This window comes from Marinitoga sp. 1135 (genome assembly GCF_013363245.1).
GTDB classification, from domain to species: domain Bacteria; phylum Thermotogota; class Thermotogae; order Petrotogales; family Petrotogaceae; genus Marinitoga; species Marinitoga piezophila.
Genome location: NZ_LBEZ01000009.1, coordinates 42,367 through 67,194, shown reverse-complemented (window position 1 = coordinate 67,194; position 24,828 = coordinate 42,367). Strand labels below are relative to the sequence as shown.

Sequence of the window (24,828 nt, the reverse complement as noted above, 5' to 3'; positions counted from 1 at the left end):
CAAAATATAATATATTTATTTTTCATTTATTATTATATCACATTATTCTACATATCCAATAAATGGCAGGTTTCTGTATTTTTCATCATAGTCAAGACCATAACCTATTACGAAGTAATTATCTATATAGAATCCAGGGAAGTCTACTTTTATACCGTGATCATGAGCATTTTTTATAAGAAGGGATGTTAATTTTAAAGAAGCAGGTTCCTCTTTTAATATTTCAGACATTAAAAATTTTATGGTATTTCCTGTATCGACTATATCTTCAATGAGCAGAACGTGTTTTCCTTTTAAGCTATAATTTAACCAGCTGTTTACTGTGATTTTTCCTGTTGATTGTGTTCCGCCGTGATAACTGGATATGCTTACAAACTGATATACCATATCATGTTCAATGTTTTTTACAAGATCAGCAAAAAAATGAACAGAACCTTTTAAAGCACAAACAGCAACTATTTCTTCATCTATATCCTTATAATATTCTGTAATTTCTTTACCAAGTTCTTTTGCTTTGTTTAAAATCTGTTCTTCTGTTAATAATACCTTTAAATTTTCAGGGGATATATTCATACCACACGCTCCTTTCTTAATGAGACCTCACCAGCATATACCTTTTCTATACCACTTTCAAATTCAACTTCAAGATAATCACCATGTATTGAAATAATTTTACCACGTTTTTCTTCATTTTGGAATATTATTTTTATAAAATCTCCATTTCGAATGTTAAGTTTTTTTATCCATTGTTTTGTGAAAGCGGATATTTTATCTCTTTTAAAATATTTTAAATAATATTTATAATATGCATGGGAATTAATTTGCTTTAGAAGTTTCTCAAGATGTAGTTTTTTGTTTTTTTCTTCAATATAACTTGTGGCTATATCTTTTAATTCTTCAGGAATTTTATTATTTACATTTAATCCAACGCCAACTATTATAGCTGAAGGTGTTACACCAGTGAATACAGCTTCGCCAAGAATACCACATATTTTTTTCTCATTTACAAGCAAATCATTTGGCCATTTTATTACTGTTTCTAATTTATATTTATCTTTTAAAATATCGTGTATGGCTAAACTGTATAATCGAACATAGTGCCAGGGATTATAGGGTCTTATATTTGTTGGTTTAAATAATACGGAGAACCATAATCCTCCTCTATCTGCAATCCACTGCCTTTTCATTCTTCCATATCCGCCTGTTTGTTTGTCAGCCCATACTACTGTTTCAGATGGCAAATCCTTCCAATGTTCTTTTAAAAAAATGTTTGTTGAGTTAATAGTATCAAAATGTATAATTTTATCTCCTATAATTTTTGGTCACTGCCTTCCTCTATAGGTTTATATGCATGTTTAGCTTCTGGAAATTTTCCATTTTTTACTTCTGATGAATAATTTTCAATAGCTTCTTTAAATAATTCGAAACCATTTAAGTATTTTTTTAAAAATTTAGGTTCAAATTCGTTGTTTAACCCCAATAAATCATGCCATACCAGAACCTGACCATCACAAAATCTTCCAGAACCTATACCTATTGTGGGTATTGCCAATTCTTCTGAGATTTTTTTTGCAACAGGTTCTGTAACCATTTCCAACACAATTGAAAATGCTCCAGCATCTTCTAAAGCTTTTGCACTGTTTAATAAAACTTCTTCTTCAGTTTGAGTTTTGCCTTTTGAAGTTATACCTATTTGTTTATATGATTGTGGAGTAAAACCTATATGACCCATTACCGGTATCCCGAAATCCACCATTTTTTTTATTAATGGCACAACATTTAATCCACCTTCGAGTTTTATAGCATCAGCACCAGCTTTTAGTAATAAACCAGCATTTTTAATAGCTTCGCTATCGGAAACCTGATAGCTTAAAAATGGCATGTCTCCTATAATAAATGTGTTAGGAGCACCTTTTTTTACAGCTTTGACAAAGATTATCATTTCTTCCATGCCTATTTTTATAGTATCATTATTTCCAAGCATTACATTTGAAGCTGAATCACCAACAAGTATCATATCGACATTTGCGGCTTCAGCGATTTTGGCGGAGAAATAATCATATGCAGTAATCATTACTATTTTCTCCTGCTTTTTTTTCATTTTTAGAAATTTTCTTATGCTCATGTCAATTTTCCTCCTTTATCCTGTATAGCGTATCTATAAAAAAATCATAAATATTTTCATCGTTAAAATAGCTTTTGAATATTTTTTTTTCTTTTTGAATGGTTTTAATATCATTTCTTGCAACAGGGCCAGTTAAAGCTTCTTTTAAACCTACTTTTTTTATATTATTTAATGAATAGATTGCAAGGTCTATTAAATGCTCTATGTTGTTAAGATTCATATCTTTATATAAATCCATGGATAATTTCGCCAGAGCATATGAAAAATTTGAAAGTATAACAGCTGCAAGATGATATTGGATTTTTTTGTTTTGGGGAATAATGATATATTTTCCTTTTAAGTCTGTAACTAATTTTTTTGCATATTCCAATCCCTTTTCATTGCCTTCAATTCCCCAGACTATATTTTGTATTTCTTCACATTTTTTTTCTGAGTTAAATGGAAAGTTAGGGTGCATGGAAAAATGTGGCACAGATTGTATAAAAGAAGAGTCCAATACTCCACTACAATGACCAATTGCGAGAACATTTTCGAGGTTATTATTTTTTAATTTATTCCATATTTTTTCAATAATATCATCGGGTGTTGTAATTATTATAATGCCATCAAATCTGTAATTTGATATATCAATATTCTTCCCTATTAATATTATATCAGAATATTTTTTTATTAAGCAATTATATAAAGTTTTTCCCACTTTTCCAGGTCCAATTATATAAATTTTCATGTATAAAAAACCTCCGCAAAGTTAAATATATTTAGTATAACGAATATTTCATAATGCATATTTTTTATGATATAATATTTATACGGGATTTATTTTGGATTTGCTGTTTATGATGATATAATCTAAATTTACTTATATTATAACATAAATTGAAAGGGAGTTATTATGAAGAGCAAGTTATTTATAATCTTTTTTTTGATAGTAGCTGTGCAATTTTATGCAGTGTTAAAGGTTGGGATTTCACTTACAGAGCCATATGCATATATGGAAGAAGTAGAAGATGGGTATATTTTAAAAGGAATTGATGTAGAAATTGTAAAAATGATATCTCAAGAGCTGCATGAAAATGTAGAAATTTATATTTTTTCGTTTCCATATCTGGTCGACAATGCGCTAAATGAAGGAAATGTGGATATGATAATAGGCGGAATACATATTACTCCCGAAAGACGAAAAAAATATTATTTTTCAATACCGTATTTAACTACAGGGTTGGTTTTAATAAAATTAAAAGATAATAAGAAAAAAATAACAAGTTTTGATAATATAGCTATTGGCGCAAAAAAAGATTCAACGGGGTATAAAAAAACGCTTGAATTAATTAATAGCGGCAAAATAGTACATTTACATGTATATTCTTCAAATGAAGAGTGTCTTGAAGGGGTTTTAGATGGAAATGTAGATGCTGCTTTCTTTGATCTGGTAAATGCTTTATATTTTTCAAAAAAATATCCTGTAGAAATTGTTGGAGAGCCATTTGAAAAATCAGATGTTGGTATTGCAACAAAAGATAAGATTTTACTGGAAAAGATAAATTATATAATTTTGAAGAATAAACAGAAAATAAATATTATACTGAAAAAATATGGAAAATAATAAAATAAAATTAGAACAATGGTTTAGAAGAAACACAAGAAAAAAGTTAATAGCTGCAACCACTGCCATATATTTAATAATGGCAATCTTTTTTGCTTTAAATACATATTTTTATATGAACAATGAAGTTGAAATCCAGTACAATAGGATATTAAAGATTATTGATACTCAAAAGAAGAGAATTATTACGAATATGGAAGTTATTGCAAATGTTTATTCTTTATCTGTTGATGCTGAAAAGATCCTAAAAAATGTTGTTAATAGCAACTCTGTTATCTCATGTATAGGAGACTATAAGCCGTCGTTAAAAACATTTACCTTTGTATATCCAGAAAAAGCCGGGTTTCAACAATTTGATATTGATAAACATATAGATGAATTGAAAAAAACAGAGTTTAAAGTTATTGTTGACAATGAAAATATATGTTATTTATTTCCGTACTTTTATGATTTTTACGGAGAAAGTCGTTTTTTCGAAGGGATTTTAGTTGTTAAATTAGATGTCAAAGCGGTAATTGATGAATTAAAGGTTTTTCTTGCAAAAAATGAGAAAATTTCTTTGACTAAAGAAAATAAGCCGTTTGCAATTTTTAAAACATTTGAACTTTATGGAAGAAAGGTTTATTTAATAATAGATTATAGTAAATATATATATAACTTCTTTTTAGTAACATTATTAAGTATGATTGTTGTTGTATTAATATCAATAATTATGAGAAAATTGGAAATAAAGCATTTAAATAATCAGATTATCAGGCCTATTAAATCATTGACAGAACATATGAGAAATGAATTACTGGAAGAGTTTGATCAGAATTTTGAAATAGAAGAATTTGAATCTCTGAAAAATTCATTTAATTCACTGATTAAACGAATTTATGCGCATAAATTGGAATTAGAAGGTTATTTGCAGGAAACTACGGCAATGAATGAAGAATTAAGTGATTTAAATAAGCGATTAGAGACGTATTTTGAAAAATTAGAAGAGTTAATAACGGTAATTGCCCGTCTTAGTCTTTCCGATATGGATGAAAAGGTCTTTTTTGACAAATTACTTGAAAGTGCTATAAAAATAGTTCCTGAAGCCGATTATGGAAGTATTTTTCTGTTTAATAAAGATAAAAATATATGGAAGATTATCAGTGCAATTGGGCATGATGAAAAACGGCTGAAACATGTTGTGTTTGATAATAAAACATTTATATATGCGAAACAGGTATCTGTTGTTGAAAATATTGTTGAAAAAAATAAAGGATTGCTTGATGATACAAAACTTCAGGAATTAGCCGATGCAACAAAACCAATTTCAAAATCGTTATTAGCGCCTTTAAAGATAAACAATTATGTTATTGGGCAAATTGCTCTGGATATAAGTGTAAAAAATGGCAGAAAGACTTTTTCAAATGAATCTATGAGACTTGTAGAGGCTCTTTCGCATCTTGCTTCTGCATTTGTTAGATTAAAGCAAATTTCAAAAGAAGAAGGAAGGTTCCATAAAAATGTTGTATTAACTCTTGTAAAAGCTCTTGAGTATTATGATAAATATACAAAAGGTCATTCAGAAAGAGTTGCATATTATGCAACAGAATTTGCAGAATATCTTAAACTGGATAAAGATATGATAAGAAAGGTTTATTGGTCCAGTTTATTGCATGATATAGGAAAATTCTTTATTCCCCAAACAGTTTTAAATAAGGAGACAAGATTAACAGATGAAGAATATGAAATAGTAAAAACACATTCCACTAAAAGTTATGAATTGCTTAAACAAAGTGGTTATATGGATGAATATGCAATTATTGCAAAGTATCATCATGAAAGATGGGATGGCAGAGGATATCCAGAAGGATTAAAAGGCGAAGAAATACCATTTATTTCAAGAATAATATCTCTTGCTGATAGTTTTGATGCAATGACAACAGACAGACCTTACAAAAAGGCACTTTCATTTGAAGAAAGCATAAAGGAAATTGAAAAAAATGCCGGAACACAATTTGATCCTGATTTAGCAATGAAATTTGTAGCTTTCTTAAAAGAAGAAAGTTGGAGGAAAAATTACAATGATAAGAAATAATCCTTTGTCAGGAATTTATACAGAACCTTTTGAAAGAATGAGAAAATTTGAGTATATAATTCCTTTAATATATTTTTTACTTTTGATAATAGGAGTTTTTGCAGTAAGAACAGCTACATATGGAGAGTATATAGAAGATAATTATTATAAACAAATAATATTTTCAACGTTAGGAATAATAGTATTTTTTACCGCATATTTTTTAAAAGAAAGTTTTTTAAAAAGAATTATCGGCTATTTATATTCTTTTACTATTTTTCTTTTAATATATGTTTTGGTATTTGAACGAGCACGCTATGGTGCAAGACGATGGATAAGAGTTGGTCCTGTTGGAATACAGCCCTCTCATTTGTTTTTGATCTTTACACTTATTATTTTTGCAAAATACCTTGCAGAAAAAAACAAAAAAGCATATTATATATTATCTCTAACAACGTTGTTAGGGCTTGGATTAATCTTTAAACAGCCGGATCTGGGTATGACGTTATTTACATTTGGTTTATGGTTTATGTTAACCTATGTTTCTGGTGAACATGAAAAAACATGGAAAACTTCAATGTTTTTAATGTTATTTTCCTCACCTTTTGCCTTTTATTTTATGAAAGATTATCAAAAAGCCAGAATTATAGGTTTTTTATTTCCTGAAAAAAATGCCGCTGGAGTTGCATATAATACTTTACAGGCAATGAGAGCAATAGGTTCTGGTGGTTTTTTTGGAAAAGGATATTTAAATGGTTTTATGAATCTTTCTGATTTTGTACCGGAAGACCATAATGATTTTATTATTTCTGTAATAGGTGAAGAATTTGGATTTTTGGGAATAACTGTAATCATATTGCTTTATGGAATATTAATTTATAGAATGTATATTTATGCACAAAAAACTTCCAGAAGATTCTGGAAATACATATATTTTGGAACAAGTTTGATTATATTTTTTCATGTCTTTGAAAATATAGGGATGAATTTGGGAATAATGCCGGTTACAGGAGTTCCGTTGCCTTTGATTTCATATGGAGGGAGTCAGATAATTATTTTTTCATTTTTGCTGGGTTTGGTAACTAAAGGTATTGCAACAACAGAATCATATGCAGAAGAAAATTATATAGATGATGAAACGAATTTTAAAGGAGAAATGAATTAATATGATAAAGGTTTATGTTATTGGAAAACCAAAGACGAAATTTATAAAAACAGGTCTTGAACAATATTTGAAATGGACTTCTAAATATGATAGAGTGGAATTAATTACTTTGCCATTATCAGATGATTTAAATAAAATATCAGCAGAAGAGTATAAAAAAAAGGACATGGAGAGGATTTTAAAATATTTTACAGGAGATGTTTTCAGGGTTGTTCTTGATGAAAGAGGAAAGGAATTATCCTCAATAGATTTTGCAAAAAAAATAGATACATGGAGAATAGGTAAAAAAAACATATCTTTTTTTATTGGAGGACCGTTGGGACATCATGAATATATAAGAAACAATGCAGATTTTTTGCTTTCTATGTCTAAGATGACCTTTACGCATGAAATGATACTGCTATTTTTACTGGAACAAATATATAGAGCATTTAAAATAAATAATAACGAAAAATATCATTATTAAGAAGGTGAAAGTGTGCATCAGAGAATATTTAAGAGGATGAAAACATATGAAGATGTATATAAATTTTTAAGTTCTATGGATAATATATCTGAAAATGCATTAATTCCAGTGAGAAAGGTATTAGATGAAGAAAGCAATGAGGAATTTATTTTATTCGAGGAAAATGATAAAATAAATTATATAAAATTCTATCATATGGGAAGTTGCGAATTATGTTTTGAAAAATACTCTTCAGAGGATATTTCAAAGAAAGAATTATGGGCTGAAAATCCACCTACTTTTATGGACAAAGAATTAAAATTGGAGATAATATTTGAAGTTTCAAGTAAAAAATAACCCTGAAAATCAAATTTCAGGGTTATTTTTTATGTGTTAATTTAATAAAGAAAAAATCTTTGTAAATATTACCATTCCCAGTAATGCAAATGGATATGTTGCCCCATATCCAGAAGCAACCTCTTCAGATTCATTTGCATCAATTGCGGCACCAAGTCCTGGAGTACTTGTCATTCCTCCACAAATAGCGCCAGATAAAATTATCCAGTTAAGTTTAAAAATATATCTTCCTATAATATAACCTATTAGAATAGAAAAAAAAGCAATAATTAGTGCGAAAAACATTAAAATAAGCGTTTTTTCGTTAAGATTATTAAAGGTGTTATATCCAGATTTCAATCCAACAGATGACAAAAACATAAGCAATCCTAATTCTTGAATACTTTTTAAGATTTTTTTGTTCATTTTAAAATTAATAGGTCCAACTTTACCTAATGAACCTAAAAATAAAGCCGAAATCAATATTCCACCGGTCATGCCAAGTGAAAATTGTATAATTCCAAGATTGATATTTATCTTACCTAATAGAATACCTACAATTATTACAAAAGAAAATGCCATGAAGTCAAAATTGTTAATTTTATCTTCTTCAAAAGTTATTTCAGATGCCAGTTTTTCTTTTTCTTTTGAAATATCTATTTTAAATATTACAGGAATTAAGTACATAGAAAGAATTACCGCAAGAACACCAGGGATATATCCAACAGAATATCCAAAGGTTATTTCATCCTGGAAATCAGGAACAGTTTCAAGTGCTGTTGCAAGTCCTGGGGAACTGGTAAGGGCACCAGAATATACTCCAATAAAATTATAAATATTATATCCTGATATTTTTCCAAAAAAATAGGATAGAATGAAACCAGAAAGAGTTATAACAAATGCCATGGCTATAAATCTACTTCCAAATTTTTTTATGATAAATTTAATATCTCTGGAAGCTATTAATCCAACAGCTGAAATAAATAAAATCAAAGAAAAAAGAAAAAATTGGTGAAATGAAGCCTTTAATAATTGGATTGAAGAAAGATTATTATCTTTTAAAAGGAGGGTGGTAGCCAACCACCCCAAAAATAATCCGCTAAAAAGGGTTCCCGAACTCCCTAATTTAAATCTACCTATTTTAAACTTACCTATAAAGATACCTAAAAAAATTGATGAAAATAAAAGAAAATATGGATTTGAAAGCAACTTCTTCAACTCCTTTGTTATAATAATATAGTTATTTATATCATATCAAAATTTATTATCTTTATATTTACTTTTCTTATAAAAGATCTGGTATATTTTTAACCACATTTATTCCCATTTCAAGAAGTTGCTTTTCTTTATATTCAATACTACCTTCATAACCTTCTACAATAGCTCCGGCATGTCCCATTCTTTTTCCTTTTGGAGCTGTTCTTCCAGCAAAAAATACCTTTATATTCCCTTTATAACCTTTTTTAAGAGCATTTTTGATACCTGTAACTTCATCATTCCCCCCAACTTCACCTATTATAACAGCCTCTTTTATATTATTTTCAATTAAATAGTCAAAAGCTTCTTCAACAGATGTTCCGATAATTGGATCACCACCCAGACCAATTCCGATTTTTATGCCTTTTGAATATAAAGAAAGATAATTTGATATTTCATACATTAAAGTTCCGCTTCTTGATATTACAGCAATTTCTCCAGGCTTAAAAGCTTTTTCAGGCATAATCCCGATTTTTGAAATTCCAGGTAATATTACGCCAGGACAATTAGGTCCTATTACCCTTACATTATTATCCTTTGCAATATGATATACATCCAGCATATCCTGTTGAGGAATATGTTCTGTGATAATTATAATTTTTTTTATGCCAGCATTAATAGCTTCAAAAATAGCATCTTTTGCAAATGGAGCAGGTACAAATACAACAGATGTATCTGCATTATATTTTTCTACAGCATCTTTCATATTGGTTAATACAGGAATATTATATAAATCCTTTATTTTATTGTTTTTTGAAACACCACATACAATATTTGTTCCATAATCGAGCATCTTCTTTGTATGCAATCGTCCAGATTTTCCGGTAATACCCTGGACACAAACTCTTTCATTTCCGTAAATCATTTATACTCACCCACTTTCACTGCATCAAGAATCATGGAATACATATCTTCATAATAATTTAAATTGTGTTTTTTTAGAATTTCCTTTGCTTCGTTTTCATTTGTTCCCGTTAATCTTATAAATAATTGTATATCAGGATTTTCCTTATTAAATTCAACGAGTCCTCTGGCTATTTCATCGCATTTTGTAATTCCACCAAAAATATTTAGAATTACTTTTTTTATTCCAGAATTCTTTAATAAATTTAAAGCTTCAAGAGTAATATCCTTTTCAGCTCCTCCACCAAGATCAAGAAAATCTGCTGGTTCTCCACCATGTAATTTAACAGCATCCATTGTAGCCATAACTATTCCTGCGCCACAGCCGATAATTCCAATATCTCCTTCAAGTTTTACAAAGTGAAAAGGATACTTTTCATCAACAAATTCCTCTGCCCAGGTTTGTCTGAATATAGCGTTATCATCAAGATGCATTACAGCATCAAGAGCGATTATTTCTCCTCCTTCTGATTCGATTAATGGATTTATTTCAAGAAGGGTTAAATCCTTTTCTCTAAATAATTTTCTTAAATTAGGCAATATTTTCTGGATTTTTTCCGGAATTACTTCATGAAATTTTTCAAAATTTGTTTTTATAATTGAATCTTTGTTTTCTTCTATATCAATACCACCACTTTCGGAAAATAGTATACTTATTTCTTTTTCTTCTCTATTAAGTAGTAGAGATATATAGTATTCTTTTTTTATGGGAATCATTTCTTCAGCGAGAACCCCATAAGGTTTTTCGCCTTTTATTTCTTTTTTTAGCAGATATTTTGCTTTTTCAGAAAATTCTTCTTCTGTATGTGCAAATAATACACCGCCTGCTTTCATTCTTCCGCCCACTAACACCTGAGACTTTAATACTGCAGGCAGGAATGTTACTTTAATGTCTTTTTCAGAAGTAATTAGATACGATTGAGGCACTTTTATTCCATAATCTTGCAAAAAACCCTTACCAATAAATTCATGTACTTTCACTTAAATCCCTCCTATAAAATAAAAATTCCATCCTAATCTCCCGCGAGATCAGGATCGCTCTGGAATTAAAGGCAGGTCTCCCGACTTCCGGATCATCCTACTCCCAACGCCTTCCCAGGACAATTCCCAGTGGCCTTTTGTTGGTTTCGTACCCGGTTACGGTGGCGGGGCCGTGATGGATTCTCACCATCTTCCCTTTTAAGATTTCTCACCTTTAATTCCGGAGGTATTTACTTTTTTAATTTTCTATATGATTCTACCATATTAGATCTTTACATACAAACCTGAAAAGATAGTATATATTTTCTAATTTTGTAGAATTATGCCTGATAAAATTTTAAAATCTAATTAAAACTAAGAATTTTTATTTTTTTTTAATATCTTTTAAAACTTGAATCAATAATGGAATTATAGTAAAATTATAATTTAAGGATATTAAATACAAATTTTCAGGGAGGTGTTTATATGAAAAAGGTAACTCTTATACTTGTTTTATTAAGCATTGCTTTTCTTTTTGTAGGGTGTGTAGATCTTTTACAACAGGATAATTCAGACGTATTCCAAAGTTACTTTGATGATTTGAAAAACATTACAGAAAATTCTTCTATAACCGTATTAGAAAAGTACTTTTACAATGTTAATGTTACAGGAATGACAGATTTTGACGAAGATGCATGGGAGTGGGCTATAGAAGAGCTTATTTATCATTGTCCAATTTATGATGGTAGTACAGGAAAAGTTACAGGAAAGATTGAAAATCTTGAGATAACAAATGAAAAAGAATCAGAACCACCGGCTGATTTAAAAAATATCTGTCCTGATGTAGAAAAGGTATTAACAGCAGATTTATCTTTTGATCTCACTGCAGTAGGTGAAACAACATCAAAACATTATGATATTACAAGAAGCGCTTATTATATAAAAGACAGATGGTATATAGGAGTTGTGTATTATGAAAAAGAAGAGGATAAAGTAGTAATATATCCTGATTGGGAAGCATGGGAATATTGGGGAATGTTTTTAGGAGAATTTGATGAATAAATTTTTATTGATTAAATAATAATAAAAAAACAAAAGCCCCGACAATCGGGGCTTTTACGAAACCATATATGTATATGGAATCGGGGGATGGGGATTTCAAAATTATTATATCTTAGATATATTAATTAACAGTTACAAGAAACTGATAAATTTAAATCTTTTTTTACATTTTGAGAAAATATTTTCATTGCATCATGTTTTTTAAAGTTGTTTTTATTTCTTCTATAATCTTTTCTGACTGAGACTTTATTTCCGGGTTATCTGTTTTTTCCACAATTCCTTCAAAAGCTTTTAAAAGCTTTTCAAGCTCTGGTTGAATTACATCTTTTGGTTGTGATTGAATATATTGCTTGATATAGTTGTAATATGAATAATTATAATCAAATGCAATTTCGGGATCTTCTGGATTAAGCTGATATAATTCTACAAGTGTATTCATATCTTTGTTTTTCATATAAATTTCTTTTAAAATAATGAAATTTCTGTTATTGAGTTCTCTGGAATAATCTTCTTTTTCTTTTATATCTTCTTTTAATTCTGTATTTGTTTTGTTTATTAAGTAAGGATACATTATTTTTATGTAGTATAAATTTTCAAGGTTTGTTTTAAGCTGATCTTTTTCTTTCTTTTCAGGTGAGTCCTTTAATTTAGAGATTTCCTCTTCTATTTTATTTAATTCTTCGTCTAAAGCTTTTTCATCAAGGTTTTTGTATTTGTTATCGAGAACTAATAAGGATTTTTCAAGTTCTATAATTTCAGGGATTTGTTCTTTTATTTTTTTTGCTAAAGTAACATAACTGAGTTTCCATTCTTCTGGTACATCCTGATCTGTTTTTATTGCGTCGAATAATTTTTTTTCTATATCCATTAAATCGTCAATTGTTTTAGCTTTTTGGATTCTATCCTCATAGATTAGAGGTTTATAAACTATCGCAAAATCAAATTGTTTTGAATAGTCCATATACCATTTGTATAATTTCTCGTTTTTTAAGTCGGATTTAATTTTTTCCACAATTTCTGAATTGTTTTCCATATCTTCTGGAGAATTATAAATCTTTTTATCTTTAACCTTTATTAAATGATAACCATAATCTGTTTTTACAGGACCTACAATACTACCGATTTTCGCATTCCAGGCTGCTAAGAAATAAGGTTCAACAACCTGTTTTTTTGTAACCCAGTTAATTTCTCCACCGTTAACAGCAGAATTTTTATCAATAGAGTACTTTTTTGCAGCATCTTCAAATGAAATTTTACCGCTTTTTATTTTGTTTAATATTTTATTTGCGGTAGCTTCATCTGTAACGAGAATATGTTGTGTAAGTACTTTATCATTATCTTCTTTTAATTTTTCAAAGTTTTTTTCTATATATTCATTAACTTCATTTTCTGTAACTGTTCCTATTTTTGAGTCAATATATTTATAGTAATATGAAGCTAATAAATTGTTTTTTATATAATCTTTGAAACTATCTTCAGAGCCAAAGTAAGAAATAATCTGTTTTTTTGTATCTTCATTTGATAAGTATTGTGAAGCGAGTTCTTCAACTTTTCTGTCTATTTCTTCCATATTGGGTTTATAATTGTTTTCGTTTGCGTAGTATTCAAGAATTTTATAACTTAAAGCTGTTTTTATTGTAGAAACCATGTAAAAAGGTTCTTTCATAGGATCAAATTGCTGACCGTTTTGTTGCATTTGTTGAAGGGAATTTAAATATTCAATTTTAAAAGCCTTTTCTGTAAGATAATAATTACTTAAAATCTTTCCGTCTTTCATTAAATAACCAACAATTTCTTCAGAAAAACCTGCTAATACAAATACTACTAATGACAATAAAACTAATACCTTTTTCATTGGACACCTCCGACTAAATTTCTATTTTTGGCTTAAACTCATTTGTTTTTGCCTTTGAGATAGGAACTACATTTAGCAATCCTTCATTAAAGCTCATTTTCAGGTCTTTTTCAAGGCCAAGTTTTTTGAGTTTTTGAGCATGTAAAGAATACTGGAATATTCTGGTATGTGGAATGTTAGCCATATTTAATGCTATATATGCTTCATCGTTGAAATAGCATATATCCTGTTTTGATAATATAGATAAAAATCTACCTGCTGTAAATACATCTTCAAGAGAAACATATCCATCTGTTCCAGAACATACAATTCCAATATCATCAATTTTTTTACTTAAAACATATTGAATAGCTGATTTAAGATTAATTAAAGACAATGAAATGGTAATTCCCATATCGTTTGCTTTTAAAAAAGCTTTTGAGCCATTTGTAGTACATAAAATAACCTTTTTATCCTTTACCTGATTAGCATTTCTTAAAATTTCTGTTGGAGAATTTGAAAAGTCAAAGCCTGTAATTTTTAATCCGCCTCTTTCTCCAACTAATACTACATTATTATCCATATTTTTTATTTGTATTGCTGTATCAGGATCATCGGTTATTGAAACGCTTTCTGCTCCAACAGAAATAAGAGTGGCCATTGTAGTTGATGCTCTTAAAGTATCAACCACAAAATAATATTTATGATTTTCCAATTTTACATCTGGTAGAAAATAAGCATATAATCTCATATTTCTTCCTCCACTGTTTTTGGATGTATAATTCTTTCAATATCAAGATGCCATGTTTCGTTGAGATTTATTAATCTATATCTATTATTTTCAAATTCTATAGTTGTTACTGACGCATTATCGAGCATAAAATTTCTATGCTGGTTTAAAGGAAGATTTAATACCCAACAAATTAAGCTTCTGATCAGAAGTGCATGTGAAACAATTACAACATTTTCATTATAGGTATTATTAACAATTTCTTTTAAGGCTTTTACTCCTCTTGCCTGAACTTCTGCCATAGATTCAACGCCCTTAATATATGCCCACGGATCATTTCCCCATAATTTAAATTCTTCCGGGAAATTTTCTTTTACTTCATCAATATGATATCCATTCCACAATTCAACGTGAGCTTCTTTTAAACCTTCATGAATTATAGGTTTTTTATTTATATTTTTAGATATTTCAAGAGCAGTATTATAAGCTCGAGATAAAGGTGAAGCATAAACCTTTGAATATTTCTCACGTTTAAATCTTTTTCCAAGGTTTCTTGCCTGTTCTTTGCCTATATCGTTTAATTCTATATCCACAGTGCCCTGCCATTTTCTTTTTAGATTCCAATCTGTCATTCCATGCCTTATAAGAAATATTTTCAAAATTTATCACTCCAATATTATTTTATCACATTTCCAATATTTTATTATACATATCTTTAATCTTGTTGTAATTATATTCACCCGGTGTGTTTTTTACATGTGATGAATTTAAAACTTCATTTATAAATAAATCAAGTTCATCGTCTTTATATTCAAATTTAAAGTTATAAATACCAAGTTCTTTTAAGAAGGTTGTGAACTCATCAATTGAACCAAATATATCTTCAATTATTTTTACTTTTTCCGGTTCTGCTTTTTTTACTTCTTCAAGTACAAATGGAAGGAATATAGCTGTAGCCTGTCCATGCCTTATTCCTTTGTGAATGGTAATTCTATATCCAAGAGAATGTGGTAATATTGTTCCAGTTTGGGCTATAACTATTCCAGCTAATGTTGAAGCTAAAGCCAGTTTTTCTCTATATTCAACGTTTTCAAGATCATTTAATACTTTTGGAAGATATTCTTTTATTAATGAGATAGATTCTTTTGCAAGGATATCAGACATAAATGTAGCCTTTTTTGAAAGAACACCTTCAATGGAATGTGAAAGCGCATCAACAGCAGTGGTAAGAGTTAACTCCCTGCTCATTTTTGTCATGTATTTAGGATCTAAGTAAGAAACATCAGGGAATATTAGAACATCTTTAAAACCGGATTTTCTTCCGTTTGGTTTTGTTAAAACAGCGTATTCTGTAACTTCGCTTCCCGTTCCTGCAGTTGTTGGAACTGTTATAATTGGTACTGAAACTTCATATTTTGAAGAATCAAATAAATCATCTGGTGTTAACTCTGGATTCGCAATTAAGACAGAAATAGCCTTACCTGCATCCATAGGGCTTCCACCGCCTATGGCAATAACAAAATCACAATTTTCCTTTATACCGAGTTCTTTTCCTTTTATAACCATATCATATGTGGGATTTTCACCTATTTCATCATAATGCACATATGGGATTTTAAATTCATTAAGAACAGAAATCACATCATCAAGTGCTCCTGTAAGTTTTGCAGAATGTTTTCCTGTAACAATAAGAGCCTTTTCTCCTAAAATCATTTCATCTTTATGTTTAGAAATAATATCTTTTCCGTAATACAATTTTGTAGGCATATGGTATAGCATCTCAATCACCCCTTTTTTAAAATCTTCTTATCTATTATTATAATAAAAAAAAGAGGAAATAGCAAATTGCAATTTTAAAATAGAAAAATTGAAATTATCTTTTTTACTATAAGATGAAATTTTGATTTAATAAGATTTTTAGAATATCAGCATATTTAAGTTCAATATTGTTTAATAAAAATTTACTGCCATTATGAAATTCTATATTGCTGTGTTCCAAAAGCTCTTTATTGCTCTTTTTAAAGCCAATAAAATTTGCTTTATATTGCATAGGAACAATCAATTTATCTTTAGCAAAAGTTTCAATAATATCTCGAGCTATTTTACTTCTTACAAGATCACCAAAAGAATCATGATAAGGACCAGCTACAACATTTTCTCTTTCTTTACCGTATAAACATATACCAAGTCTTATTACCTTTTTATCATTAGCTTCTATAATTTCTGTCATTTTAGCTACTTTTTCAACAGCCTCATCAAGCGTTTCTGGAGTATATTTCTTGTTTTTATACATTTTTTCAAGTGTTGAATTTTTTAAAATAACTGTTGGATGTATCCTCACACTTTTAGCACCTATAAATGTTGCAATTACTGCAGAATTTAAGTCTTTATAATAAGAGCTTTTTGGCAAACCTGTCATTAAATGAATGCCATAGTCAAAGTCATATTTTTCCAATAATTCAATTGCATTCCAGACGTTATTTAAATCGTGTGGCCTGTTTGCTGCTTTTATTATATCTTCATAAAATGATTGAATACCAATTTCTATAAAATTAATTGTATAATTTTTTAGAACATTCATTTTTTTCTCTGTAATTTCTTCTGGTGATGTGGAAAATCTAATGCCATATGCCAAGCCATTTTTAATTTTTTCTTCTGCCCAGTTAAGGTAAAATTTCATTAATTCTATGTCCATTCCTGTAAATGTTGCTCCATAAAAGGCTATATAAGGATTTACGTTTTCAGGGAAATATTCAATATATCTATTGAATATATCATTTAAATTATTTTCATCAGGTTTTTTTCTTATTCCTGTTGCAGAATATTCATTGCAAAATACACATATTTTTTTACAACCCGCGTGTGGTATAAAAACAGGAATTATATATTCTCTTGACATTAAAATCACCTCTGTACGATTATATTAAATATATTAAAATCGGGCTAAAAGCCCGATTGTTTAATCTTTTAAATGATTTTTTATTAGTATATCCACCAATTCTTCAAAAGAAAGGCCATATGCTGCTGCTGATTGAGGTAAATCGCTTAATTCAGTCATTCCAGGAATTGTATTTATTTCCAGAATATAATATTTATCATTTTTTATTATTGCATCAATTCTACAAAAATCCCGTATATTCATCATTAAAAAAAGCTTTTTAAAATCTTTTATAATCTTTTCTTCTAAATCTTTTTCGAGTTTTGCAGGCACTTCAAAATCAGTATATCCTTCTGTATATTTTGCTTCATAATCATAAAATTCATTTTTAGGTTTTATTTCAAGAATAGGTAGAACTAAGGTTTCATCATTTTTCTGAATGATACTTACAGAGATTTCACGACCTTTTATATATTCCTGTATTATTATTTCGCCAAAATTTTGGAGTTCTTCTTTAAGAAATTTATTATATTCATCTAAATTATGGCATATATGAATCCCCAAGCTAGAGCCGCTTTTCCTTGGTTTAATAATTAAAGGAAAATCTAAAGGCGGTTCTATATATTTGTCTGTTAAAAAGGATTTTGGAACAGAGAAATCTTTTTTTATACTTTGAATAAACGCCCATTTATCAAAGGTCTTTTCAGAAGTGCTGGAATCTGATCCAATATATTCAATTCCAAGTTTTTCAAGTTTTCTCTGTAAAGTTCCATCTTCACCTTCATAGCCATGAACAATGTTAAAAACCAGATCTGCAATTTTATATTCATTAACAAACCTTTCCCAATCTGTTTTTAAATCATACTTACATAAGCTATAGCCATTTTTTACAATGGCCATAGCTATATTTTTTGCACTTCTTATTGAAACTTCACGTTCATTTGAATTACCGCCATAAATAAGGGCTATTTTATAGTTCATTTATCTCACTTTCTTTAAAGTATTTCTTTTCTTCTGGACAATAGAGCATTTCTTCTCTGTTTTTTCTTTTATAGAATAAAGGTCCGTTACATGAAGGACATCTATAATCGGAAGGTTCATCCCAGAACATTTCACCACATTCTGAACATTTATAATATACTTTCCCCTTTTTGCTTTTCATTTTATGAACGGTACCGCCACATTTTGGACATTTACCTCTTGCCGGTAATGGTTCAGTATATTTGCATTCTGGATAATTTGAACAGGCTATAAACTTTCCAAATCTTCCGCTTTTTATTACCAATTCACCGCCACATTTTGGACATTGTCTGCCTATTCCTTCCTCTTTTCCTTTTTCTGTTTTTAAAAATGATTCATCTAAATATACCTTTTTATCAATGGTAACACCTAAGGCGCCTTTTTGAATGCCTTTGTTTTCACCGCATTTTGGACATTTTAAGTATAATCCGTAACGTCCAAATTGGAGTTGCATCTTTTCACCGCATTTTTCACATGAAATATCTGTATTATATGTAAAGTCCATAGAACGCTCTTTTAATTTTTTATCTGTATCATTAAGGAATTTTTCAAATTCTGCATAAAATTCCTTTAAAAGGGTTTTCCAATCCATTTCTCCAGATTCAACTTTATCCAGGTTCTCTTCCATATGGGCGGTAAATTTAACGTCAACAATTTCCGGAAAGTTCATTTCGAGTATATCTGAAACTACAAATCCAACAAGTGTTGGTATTAATGAATTTTTTTCTTTTATTACATATTTTCTATTTAATAATGTAGTGATTATAGTTGCATATGTAGAAGGCCTTCCAATTCCCTTACTTTCCATTTCTTTTACCAATGAAGCTTCTGTATATCTTGAAGGTGGCTTGGTTTCATCTCTTTCTGCCTTTAATTCAATATTTTCTAATATACCCTTTTCCGGTATTTCATATTCTTTTTCAGTTGTGCTTGAACTCCAGAATTTTTCAAATCCATCAAATATTCTTTTTCTTCCAACAGCTTCAAATTCATATTTTTTATTGTTATCGCTTATTGTATATGTTTTTTCAATATATTTTGAAGGAGCTGATTGTGAAGCCATAAACCTATTCCAGATTAATGTATATAATTTTAAAGCATCGCCAGAGATAAGTTCTTTTGCTTTTTTAGGATCCATAAATACATCTGTTGGTCTTATAGCTTCGTGAGCATCCTGAATCTTTTTCTTTGACTTTTTAACCTTAAAATGACCTGTATACTCTTTTCCAAAATTTGATTCGAGATATTCGTGAGCTTTTTTCATAGCGTCTTCTGAGATTCTTGTTGAATCTGTTCTCATATATGTGATAAAGGCAATAGGGCCTTCTTTTGTTTCAATACCTTCGTATAGTTTTTGAGCTATTTGCATTGTTTTTTGTGATGACCAGCCATATTTTGAAATTGCGCTTTGTTGTAATGTACTGGTTATAAATGGTTGAGGGGGATTTTTCTTTGTTTCCTTTTCTGTAACCGCAGTAACAGAGTAAATAGCGTTTTCCAGTTCTTTGAATATTTCTTCTTTTTTCTTTTCTGAAATACTTTCTTTTTTAAATTTTTTTCCATCTATTTTTACCAGTGGTATATCCTGTTCCATATACTTTAAAAATATCTTATAAAATTCTTTTGGTTTAAACTTAAATATCTGTCTTTCTCTGTCAACAAGTATCTTTAAAGCGGCAGATTGTACTCTACCGGCACTGGTATTATAATCCTTTAAAATTCTCCATAAAATAGGACTTATTTTATAACCAACTATCCTATCAAGAATTCTCCTTGCTAATTGAGCACCAACTTTATTTTTATCTATTTTTCTTGGTGATTTTATGGCTTCCTGAATGGTGTTTTTGGTAATTTCTGAAAAGATTATTCTATTTTCTTCATTTTCATCAAGTCCGAGTAAATAACTCAAATGCCAGGCAATAGCTTCTCCTTCTCTATCCATATCAGGTGCAAGATAGACTGTTTTACCTTTTGCTATTTTTTTAAGATCCTCTACAACCTTTTCTTTACCAGGCATGAGTTCAAATTCCGGTTCGAAATCCTTTTCAATATCAACACCAAATTTTTTCTGTGGCAAATCTCTAATATGTCCTTTGGATGCCACTACTTTGTATTCTGAGCCAAGATATTTTTCTATTGTTTTTGCTTTGGCTGGTGATTCCACTATTACTATTTTTTTTGCAGTTTTAGGCATTTATTTGTCCTCCATTTTTGTTATTTTTATCTTTCGGCCAAGATTTTTGTTATAATCTGTCCAATCTTTGTTATTGGATTCTTCAATATGATTTCTAACCTGCTCTACTTTAGAACTTAAATTATCAGCAAAATGTAATATAAATGCTTCTATTGTTTTGGGAACTATTGGACTACCCCATTCGAGTTCTCCATGATGTGAAACAATCATATGTAGTATCTGTTCAAGTTTTTCAGAAGGCATATTGTTAACTTTTTTTGCAGCTTCTATAACCATATTTGTTCCCAGTGCAATATGTCCTATTAACTCGCCTTCATCTGTTTTCTCTATACCAGCAGGGGTTATTTTGTATTCTCTTATTTTTCCAATATCATGTAATAACGCTCCTGCAATAAGAATATCCTTCTGGACAATATCTATATAATTTTCAGAGATTGAAATACATAATTTTGCGACATCTACTGTGTGTTCAAGTAATCCGTGTTTATACGCATGATGAACGCTAATAGCTGCAGGTGAATCAAAAAATTGCTTAATGAATTTTTTATCCTTGATAAACATATATGTCAGCAGGTTTTTGATATCTATATCCTTAATGGAATCAATAATTGCATATAATTCATTTTTTAGGTATTCCACATCTTTAGAGCTGCTCTTGATAAACTTTTCAGGGTCTATTTCGTCTTCTTTTAAGATTTTTATTTCACTGTCTTTATCAACATTTAATTGCAATCTACTATCAAATACAACTATTTTACCTCTTAATCTGATAATGTCTCCAATATTTATTTTTTCATTGTTTTTTGAGGCATTGAACCAATCAATAGCTCTTAATGTTCCTGTTTTATCTCCCAGAGTAAAAAGCAAAAATTCCTTTCCATCCTTTGTTGTTTGAAGGCGTTTGCTTAAAACCTTTCCTTCAACATCTTTTACATCATTAACCTTTAAATCTGAAATATATGAAGTGTTTATAATATCGTCTGATAATTGCCCTTTTTCTTTTAACATATCTCCTAAACTTATACCGCCAGTGTTTTTCATATTTTTCCTCCTAGTCTATATATACCCTTGGTACTCTCCAGGTTATTTTTGAAGTAATATCGTAATTTATAGTTTCAGCTAAGTTTCCCAGCTCTTCAGCTGTGATTTTGTTTCCGTTTTGTTCTCCTATTAAAATAACTTCATCGCCAAGGTTTATATTTTCTACATTTGTTGTTTCTACAACAAATTGATCCATACAGACTCTCCCTATTATATTACATTTTTTTCCATGAATCAATACATATCCCTTGTTTGAAAGTTGCCTAAAATATCCGTCAGCATATCCAACAGGTATTGTGGCTATTGGTATATCCTGTTTTGCAAAATATGTTCTGCCATAACTTACACTTTCTCCAGCTTTTAAAACACCTCTTTTTGCAACAACACTTTTCCAGGATAATACAGGTTTTAATCCCTCCTCTTTTTCTATATCTGAAGGTTGTAATCCGTATGTTGCAATTCCTGGTCTTACATAGTCATGTGCAAATTCCGGAAAGAATAGAGCTGCGGCTGAATTACATATATGTTTTATTGGCAATTCTATTCCATTATCTTCAATATAATCTACAGCGGAAATAAAATTATAATATTGTTCTTTTACAAATTCATCAAGCGCATCTGCTGTTGCAAAATGGGAATAAATCCCCTTTATATTCAAATCATATTTTTTAATTTGTTTAATGAGAAAGTCTATTTCTTCTCTTTTAAAACCCATTCTGTTCATGCCTGTATTTATATTTATATGAAAATCAATTTTTTTAATATCGCTTCCAAAATATTCAATAAGTCCATTGAGCTGTTCAATGGAGCCAAGTGTATAGATGAAATTTTCCATATTTTCTTTTATATATTCAGGTTTAACATAATTGAATACAAGTGTTGGTATATTAACACCACTTTTTCTAATTTCTATTCCTTCTCCTAAAAAGGCTACAGCTATCATATCAACTCCTCTTTTAACCAATGCCTTTGCAAGAGGAATAGCCCCGTGTCCGTAAGCGTTAGCTTTTAATACCGGTATTGCTTTTGTTCCAGCTTTTTTTTCAATTAAATCTATGTTGTACAAATAATTGGAAATATTAATCTCTGTGTATGTGCCTCTATCAAACATAATATTCCCCCAATCTTATATATATATTTTGTATAATATGAATTGCCTTTCAAATTGAATTATATCATACTTCTTTACCAACTTCTTCTATTCTTAAATAATTGATCTCACCTTTTTGGGATAATATAGAAACAATATCTTTTTCATATTCTTCTTCAATGGCTATTTCAAAAGATACTTTATCTGTAAATGTATTATTTATTATTTTCCAGCCATTTAATCTTTTTAATAATCTTTCTATTTCTGCGTATTTAGAATAATCAGTGATTACATTATATATTTTTAAATCTATATATTTTGCTATTTTTGATTCAATTATAACCTTCTCAGCTGTTTCAGAATATGCATCAATTAAACCACGAACTCCTAATTTTACTCCACCAAAATATCTGGTCACAACAATAGCAACATTTGAAAGGTTAAATTTTTCTATTTTTCCAAATATTGGTTTTCCTGCTGTTCCAGATGGTTCTCCATCATCGGAATAATTGAATTTATTTTCAGAAATTTTGTATGCCCAGCAATTGTGTGTGGCATTTTTATATTTTGAAGATATTTCTTTTATAAATGCTTTTGCTTCTTCTTCGGAATTAACTTTTTTAATATTTCCAATAAATTCAGAACGTTTTATTTTAATGGATACTTCAACAGGTTTTAATATTGAATAGTAAATTTCAATCACCTCGCTATAAAAATTCGATTTTATTATATCATAAACCTATTATTAATTTTATAAAAAATTAAAAAAAGAGTGTTATAATCAAAACGTAGAAAATTCAGGAGATATGAGGTGTTATTATGGCAGAATGTAAAAATTATCATGAAGCAGCAATAGAAGGTGCAAAAGATGGAATATTTCATGGAGATCATATTCATCCTACAGTGATGTTATGGACATCATTAAATGAAGAAACAACTAAAAAGGTTATTGAGAAGGTTGGAGAATATGATTATGATTATGCAGAAGATTTAAAGGAAATGCTTGAAGATTATGATATTAATGCAATGGATGTTCCAATCCCATTTCCGTTTTCATTTGAAAGTGATCTGGAATTTGATAATGCTGTGAAATTATTGAAAGATATAGCAGAAATTACAGATGCAAACGCATATTCATTCATCGTTGAGGCAATGAGTGAAGAAGATGAAGAAGATACTTTACCTTCTGTATTTACAGAATGTAAAGAAGGGAAAATTTACTTTACCTTATTTGACTGGGAATATAAAAGAATAGAAGATGAGGAATTTGAAAGTACAGACGAAGATATTCAGGGATTTAGATTGAATATCTGGTAAAAAAATCGGGCAATAAAAATGCCCGATTTTTTTTATTTATATATAATTCTCCAACCTCGTTTTTTAGCAATCCATTTTAATCTAAGATCAGGATTAACACATATAGGATTTCCCACTGTTTCCAAAAGCGGTAAATCGGAAATGGAATCACTGTAGAAATATGCATCTTTAATATCAAAGCCGTTTTTTTCGCATAATTTTTTAGCTTCTATAACCTTATTTTTTTCATACATATATGTTCCTATTTCTCCGGTAATAATACCATTTTCAACAATAGTTTTTGTACAGATCATATCGTCAAATTTCAAATATTCTGCAAAAGGTGCCACAAGAGAGTCTGGTGAAGCAGAAATTAAAGAAAGATAAGCGCCATTTGATCTATGAAATTCTATTTCTTCTTTTATGCTTTCTCTTATGTGATATTTGCCATCTTCTTCAAACCATTGTCTTGCGAAACTAAAAGCTTCTTCGGCATTTTGTCCTTTATATTTCATAGCCATTTCCTTAACCATTGTTTCCATATCTTTTATTTCAATTCCCATTTTATAGAATATAGTATAAATTCCCATTTTATAGTATTTCCATAATGGGAATTTTCCATGCTTTATTTCATATTTATAATATAGTTTTGGACTGTAAGTATCAAGAATGGTTTTATCGAGATCAAAAAAAGCTACATACTTCTTCATATACGCCTCCTGAATGAAAATATTATAGTAGTATTATATCATAAAAAAAAACATATAACAATCGCTTTTTTGTAAAAAAAGACACCTTCATTTAACTTTAAATTAATATATCAAGTGATAAATTAT

At 29.2% G+C, this 24,828-nt stretch carries 25 protein-coding genes and 1 riboswitch; of the genes, 7 read left to right on the top strand and 18 right to left on the bottom strand.

Translation table 11 applies throughout. The features are described from left to right. Positions 1-42: 42 nt before the first annotated feature. Genes hpt through XO10_RS05380 form a run of 4 tightly spaced genes read right to left on the bottom strand, consistent with a single transcriptional unit; the run spans position 43 to position 2,852 of the window. Positions 43-573 carry a hypoxanthine phosphoribosyltransferase gene (gene hpt, locus XO10_RS05395; protein ID WP_014296564.1) on the bottom strand — a complete coding sequence of 177 codons (531 nt, stop codon included), beginning with the start codon at positions 571-573 and terminating at the stop codon, positions 43-45. Further along, positions 570-1,298, bottom strand: coding sequence for a biotin--[acetyl-CoA-carboxylase] ligase (locus XO10_RS05390; protein ID WP_255370596.1), 729 nt, complete (start codon positions 1,296-1,298; stop codon positions 570-572). Before XO10_RS05390 ends, hpt begins: the two co-directional genes overlap by 4 nt. A gap of 11 nt (positions 1,299-1,309) precedes the next feature. Next, positions 1,310-2,125, bottom strand: a complete 816-nt coding sequence (panB, locus tag XO10_RS05385; protein WP_075780492.1) for a 3-methyl-2-oxobutanoate hydroxymethyltransferase — start codon at positions 2,123-2,125, stop codon at positions 1,310-1,312. A gap of 1 nt (position 2,126) precedes the next feature. Further along, a complete protein-coding gene (locus XO10_RS05380) occupies positions 2,127-2,852 on the bottom strand; it encodes a DUF2520 domain-containing protein (protein WP_014296561.1) in 726 nt (241 codons plus the stop codon). Positions 2,853-3,017: 165 nt separating this feature from the next. On the opposite strand from XO10_RS05380, the gene XO10_RS05375 reads away from it, so the two are divergent. From XO10_RS05375 to XO10_RS05355, 5 genes are read left to right on the top strand one after another with little or no spacing between them, the layout of a single operon-like run. Continuing rightward, positions 3,018-3,728 (top strand): ABC transporter substrate-binding protein, encoded by a 711-nt coding sequence (locus XO10_RS05375; protein ID WP_014296560.1) that lies wholly within the window; start codon positions 3,018-3,020, stop codon positions 3,726-3,728. Further along, complete coding sequence (locus tag XO10_RS05370; RefSeq protein WP_075780490.1) at positions 3,718-5,802, top strand: HD domain-containing phosphohydrolase; 2,085 nt, start codon at positions 3,718-3,720, stop codon at positions 5,800-5,802. Before XO10_RS05375 ends, XO10_RS05370 begins: the two co-directional genes overlap by 11 nt. Then, positions 5,789-6,946, top strand: coding sequence for an FtsW/RodA/SpoVE family cell cycle protein (locus tag XO10_RS05365; RefSeq protein WP_014296558.1), 1,158 nt, complete (start codon positions 5,789-5,791; stop codon positions 6,944-6,946). Before XO10_RS05370 ends, XO10_RS05365 begins: the two co-directional genes overlap by 14 nt. A gap of 1 nt (position 6,947) precedes the next feature. Further along, a complete protein-coding gene (locus tag XO10_RS05360; protein WP_175418289.1) occupies positions 6,948-7,412 on the top strand; it encodes a 23S rRNA (pseudouridine(1915)-N(3))-methyltransferase RlmH in 465 nt (154 codons plus the stop codon). Between the two features lie 12 nt (positions 7,413-7,424). Continuing rightward, entirely contained in the window at positions 7,425-7,748 is a 324-nt protein-coding gene (locus XO10_RS05355; RefSeq protein ID WP_014296556.1) for a hypothetical protein, read from the top strand. Positions 7,749-7,784: 36 nt separating this feature from the next. Here XO10_RS05355 and XO10_RS05350 read toward each other — a convergent pair whose 3' ends face one another. The 3 genes from XO10_RS05350 to XO10_RS10785 form a co-directional block, all read right to left on the bottom strand. Beyond that, complete coding sequence (locus XO10_RS05350) at positions 7,785-8,936, bottom strand: hypothetical protein (protein ID WP_175418288.1); 1,152 nt, start codon at positions 8,934-8,936, stop codon at positions 7,785-7,787. Positions 8,937-9,012: 76 nt separating this feature from the next. Beyond that, complete coding sequence (locus XO10_RS05345; protein ID WP_175418287.1) at positions 9,013-9,849, bottom strand: CoA-binding protein; 837 nt, start codon at positions 9,847-9,849, stop codon at positions 9,013-9,015. After that, a complete protein-coding gene (locus XO10_RS10785) occupies positions 9,846-10,868 on the bottom strand; it encodes an ATP-grasp domain-containing protein (RefSeq protein WP_014296553.1) in 1,023 nt (340 codons plus the stop codon). Before XO10_RS10785 ends, XO10_RS05345 begins: the two co-directional genes overlap by 4 nt. 52 nt (positions 10,869-10,920) lie before the next feature. Then, positions 10,921-11,099, bottom strand: a riboswitch (cobalamin riboswitch). Positions 11,100-11,333: 234 nt separating this feature from the next. On the opposite strand from XO10_RS10785, the gene XO10_RS05335 reads away from it, so the two are divergent. Beyond that, a complete protein-coding gene (locus tag XO10_RS05335; protein WP_014296552.1) occupies positions 11,334-11,909 on the top strand; it encodes a hypothetical protein in 576 nt (191 codons plus the stop codon). A 184-nt stretch (positions 11,910-12,093) separates the two neighbouring features. On the opposite strand, the gene XO10_RS05330 is transcribed toward XO10_RS05335, so the two are convergent. The 10 genes from XO10_RS05330 to XO10_RS05285 form a co-directional block, all read right to left on the bottom strand. Next, a complete protein-coding gene (locus tag XO10_RS05330; protein WP_175418286.1) occupies positions 12,094-13,764 on the bottom strand; it encodes a peptidylprolyl isomerase in 1,671 nt (556 codons plus the stop codon). 13 nt (positions 13,765-13,777) lie between these two features. Next, complete coding sequence (locus XO10_RS05325) at positions 13,778-14,494, bottom strand: 2-phosphosulfolactate phosphatase (protein ID WP_075780485.1); 717 nt, start codon at positions 14,492-14,494, stop codon at positions 13,778-13,780. Continuing rightward, positions 14,491-15,132, bottom strand: coding sequence for a histidine phosphatase family protein (locus tag XO10_RS05320; protein WP_014296549.1), 642 nt, complete (start codon positions 15,130-15,132; stop codon positions 14,491-14,493). Before XO10_RS05320 ends, XO10_RS05325 begins: the two co-directional genes overlap by 4 nt. A gap of 25 nt (positions 15,133-15,157) precedes the next feature. Then, complete coding sequence (locus XO10_RS05315) at positions 15,158-16,252, bottom strand: iron-containing alcohol dehydrogenase family protein (RefSeq protein WP_014296548.1); 1,095 nt, start codon at positions 16,250-16,252, stop codon at positions 15,158-15,160. A gap of 106 nt (positions 16,253-16,358) precedes the next feature. Continuing rightward, positions 16,359-17,372 (bottom strand): elongator complex protein 3, encoded by a 1,014-nt coding sequence (locus XO10_RS05310; protein ID WP_175418285.1) that lies wholly within the window; start codon positions 17,370-17,372, stop codon positions 16,359-16,361. A 60-nt stretch (positions 17,373-17,432) separates the two neighbouring features. Beyond that, positions 17,433-18,332 carry a D-alanine--D-alanine ligase gene (locus XO10_RS05305; protein ID WP_014296546.1) on the bottom strand — a complete coding sequence of 300 codons (900 nt, stop codon included), beginning with the start codon at positions 18,330-18,332 and terminating at the stop codon, positions 17,433-17,435. Next, positions 18,322-20,565: a type I DNA topoisomerase gene (topA, locus tag XO10_RS05300; RefSeq protein WP_014296545.1), complete on the bottom strand. Its 2,244-nt coding sequence runs from the start codon at positions 20,563-20,565 to the stop codon at positions 18,322-18,324. The genes XO10_RS05305 and topA overlap by 11 nt, the downstream gene beginning before the upstream one ends. Further along, positions 20,566-21,606 (bottom strand): 3'-5' exoribonuclease YhaM family protein, encoded by a 1,041-nt coding sequence (locus tag XO10_RS05295; protein ID WP_083635659.1) that lies wholly within the window; start codon positions 21,604-21,606, stop codon positions 20,566-20,568. Positions 21,607-21,616: 10 nt separating this feature from the next. Continuing rightward, positions 21,617-22,717 carry an alanine racemase gene (gene alr / locus XO10_RS05290; RefSeq protein ID WP_175418284.1) on the bottom strand — a complete coding sequence of 367 codons (1,101 nt, stop codon included), beginning with the start codon at positions 22,715-22,717 and terminating at the stop codon, positions 21,617-21,619. 64 nt (positions 22,718-22,781) lie between these two features. Then, positions 22,782-23,399, bottom strand: coding sequence for a YigZ family protein (locus XO10_RS05285; protein WP_014296542.1), 618 nt, complete (start codon positions 23,397-23,399; stop codon positions 22,782-22,784). A gap of 116 nt (positions 23,400-23,515) precedes the next feature. On the opposite strand from XO10_RS05285, the gene XO10_RS05280 reads away from it, so the two are divergent. Next, positions 23,516-24,013, top strand: coding sequence for a tellurite resistance protein TehB (locus XO10_RS05280; protein WP_014296541.1), 498 nt, complete (start codon positions 23,516-23,518; stop codon positions 24,011-24,013). A gap of 32 nt (positions 24,014-24,045) precedes the next feature. Here the strand turns inward: XO10_RS05280 and XO10_RS05275 are convergent, their stop codons facing one another. Further along, on the bottom strand, positions 24,046-24,702 hold the full coding sequence (locus XO10_RS05275) for an HAD family phosphatase (protein ID WP_014296540.1): 657 nt from the start codon (positions 24,700-24,702) through the stop codon (positions 24,046-24,048). Between the last annotated feature and the right edge of the window lie 126 nt (positions 24,703-24,828).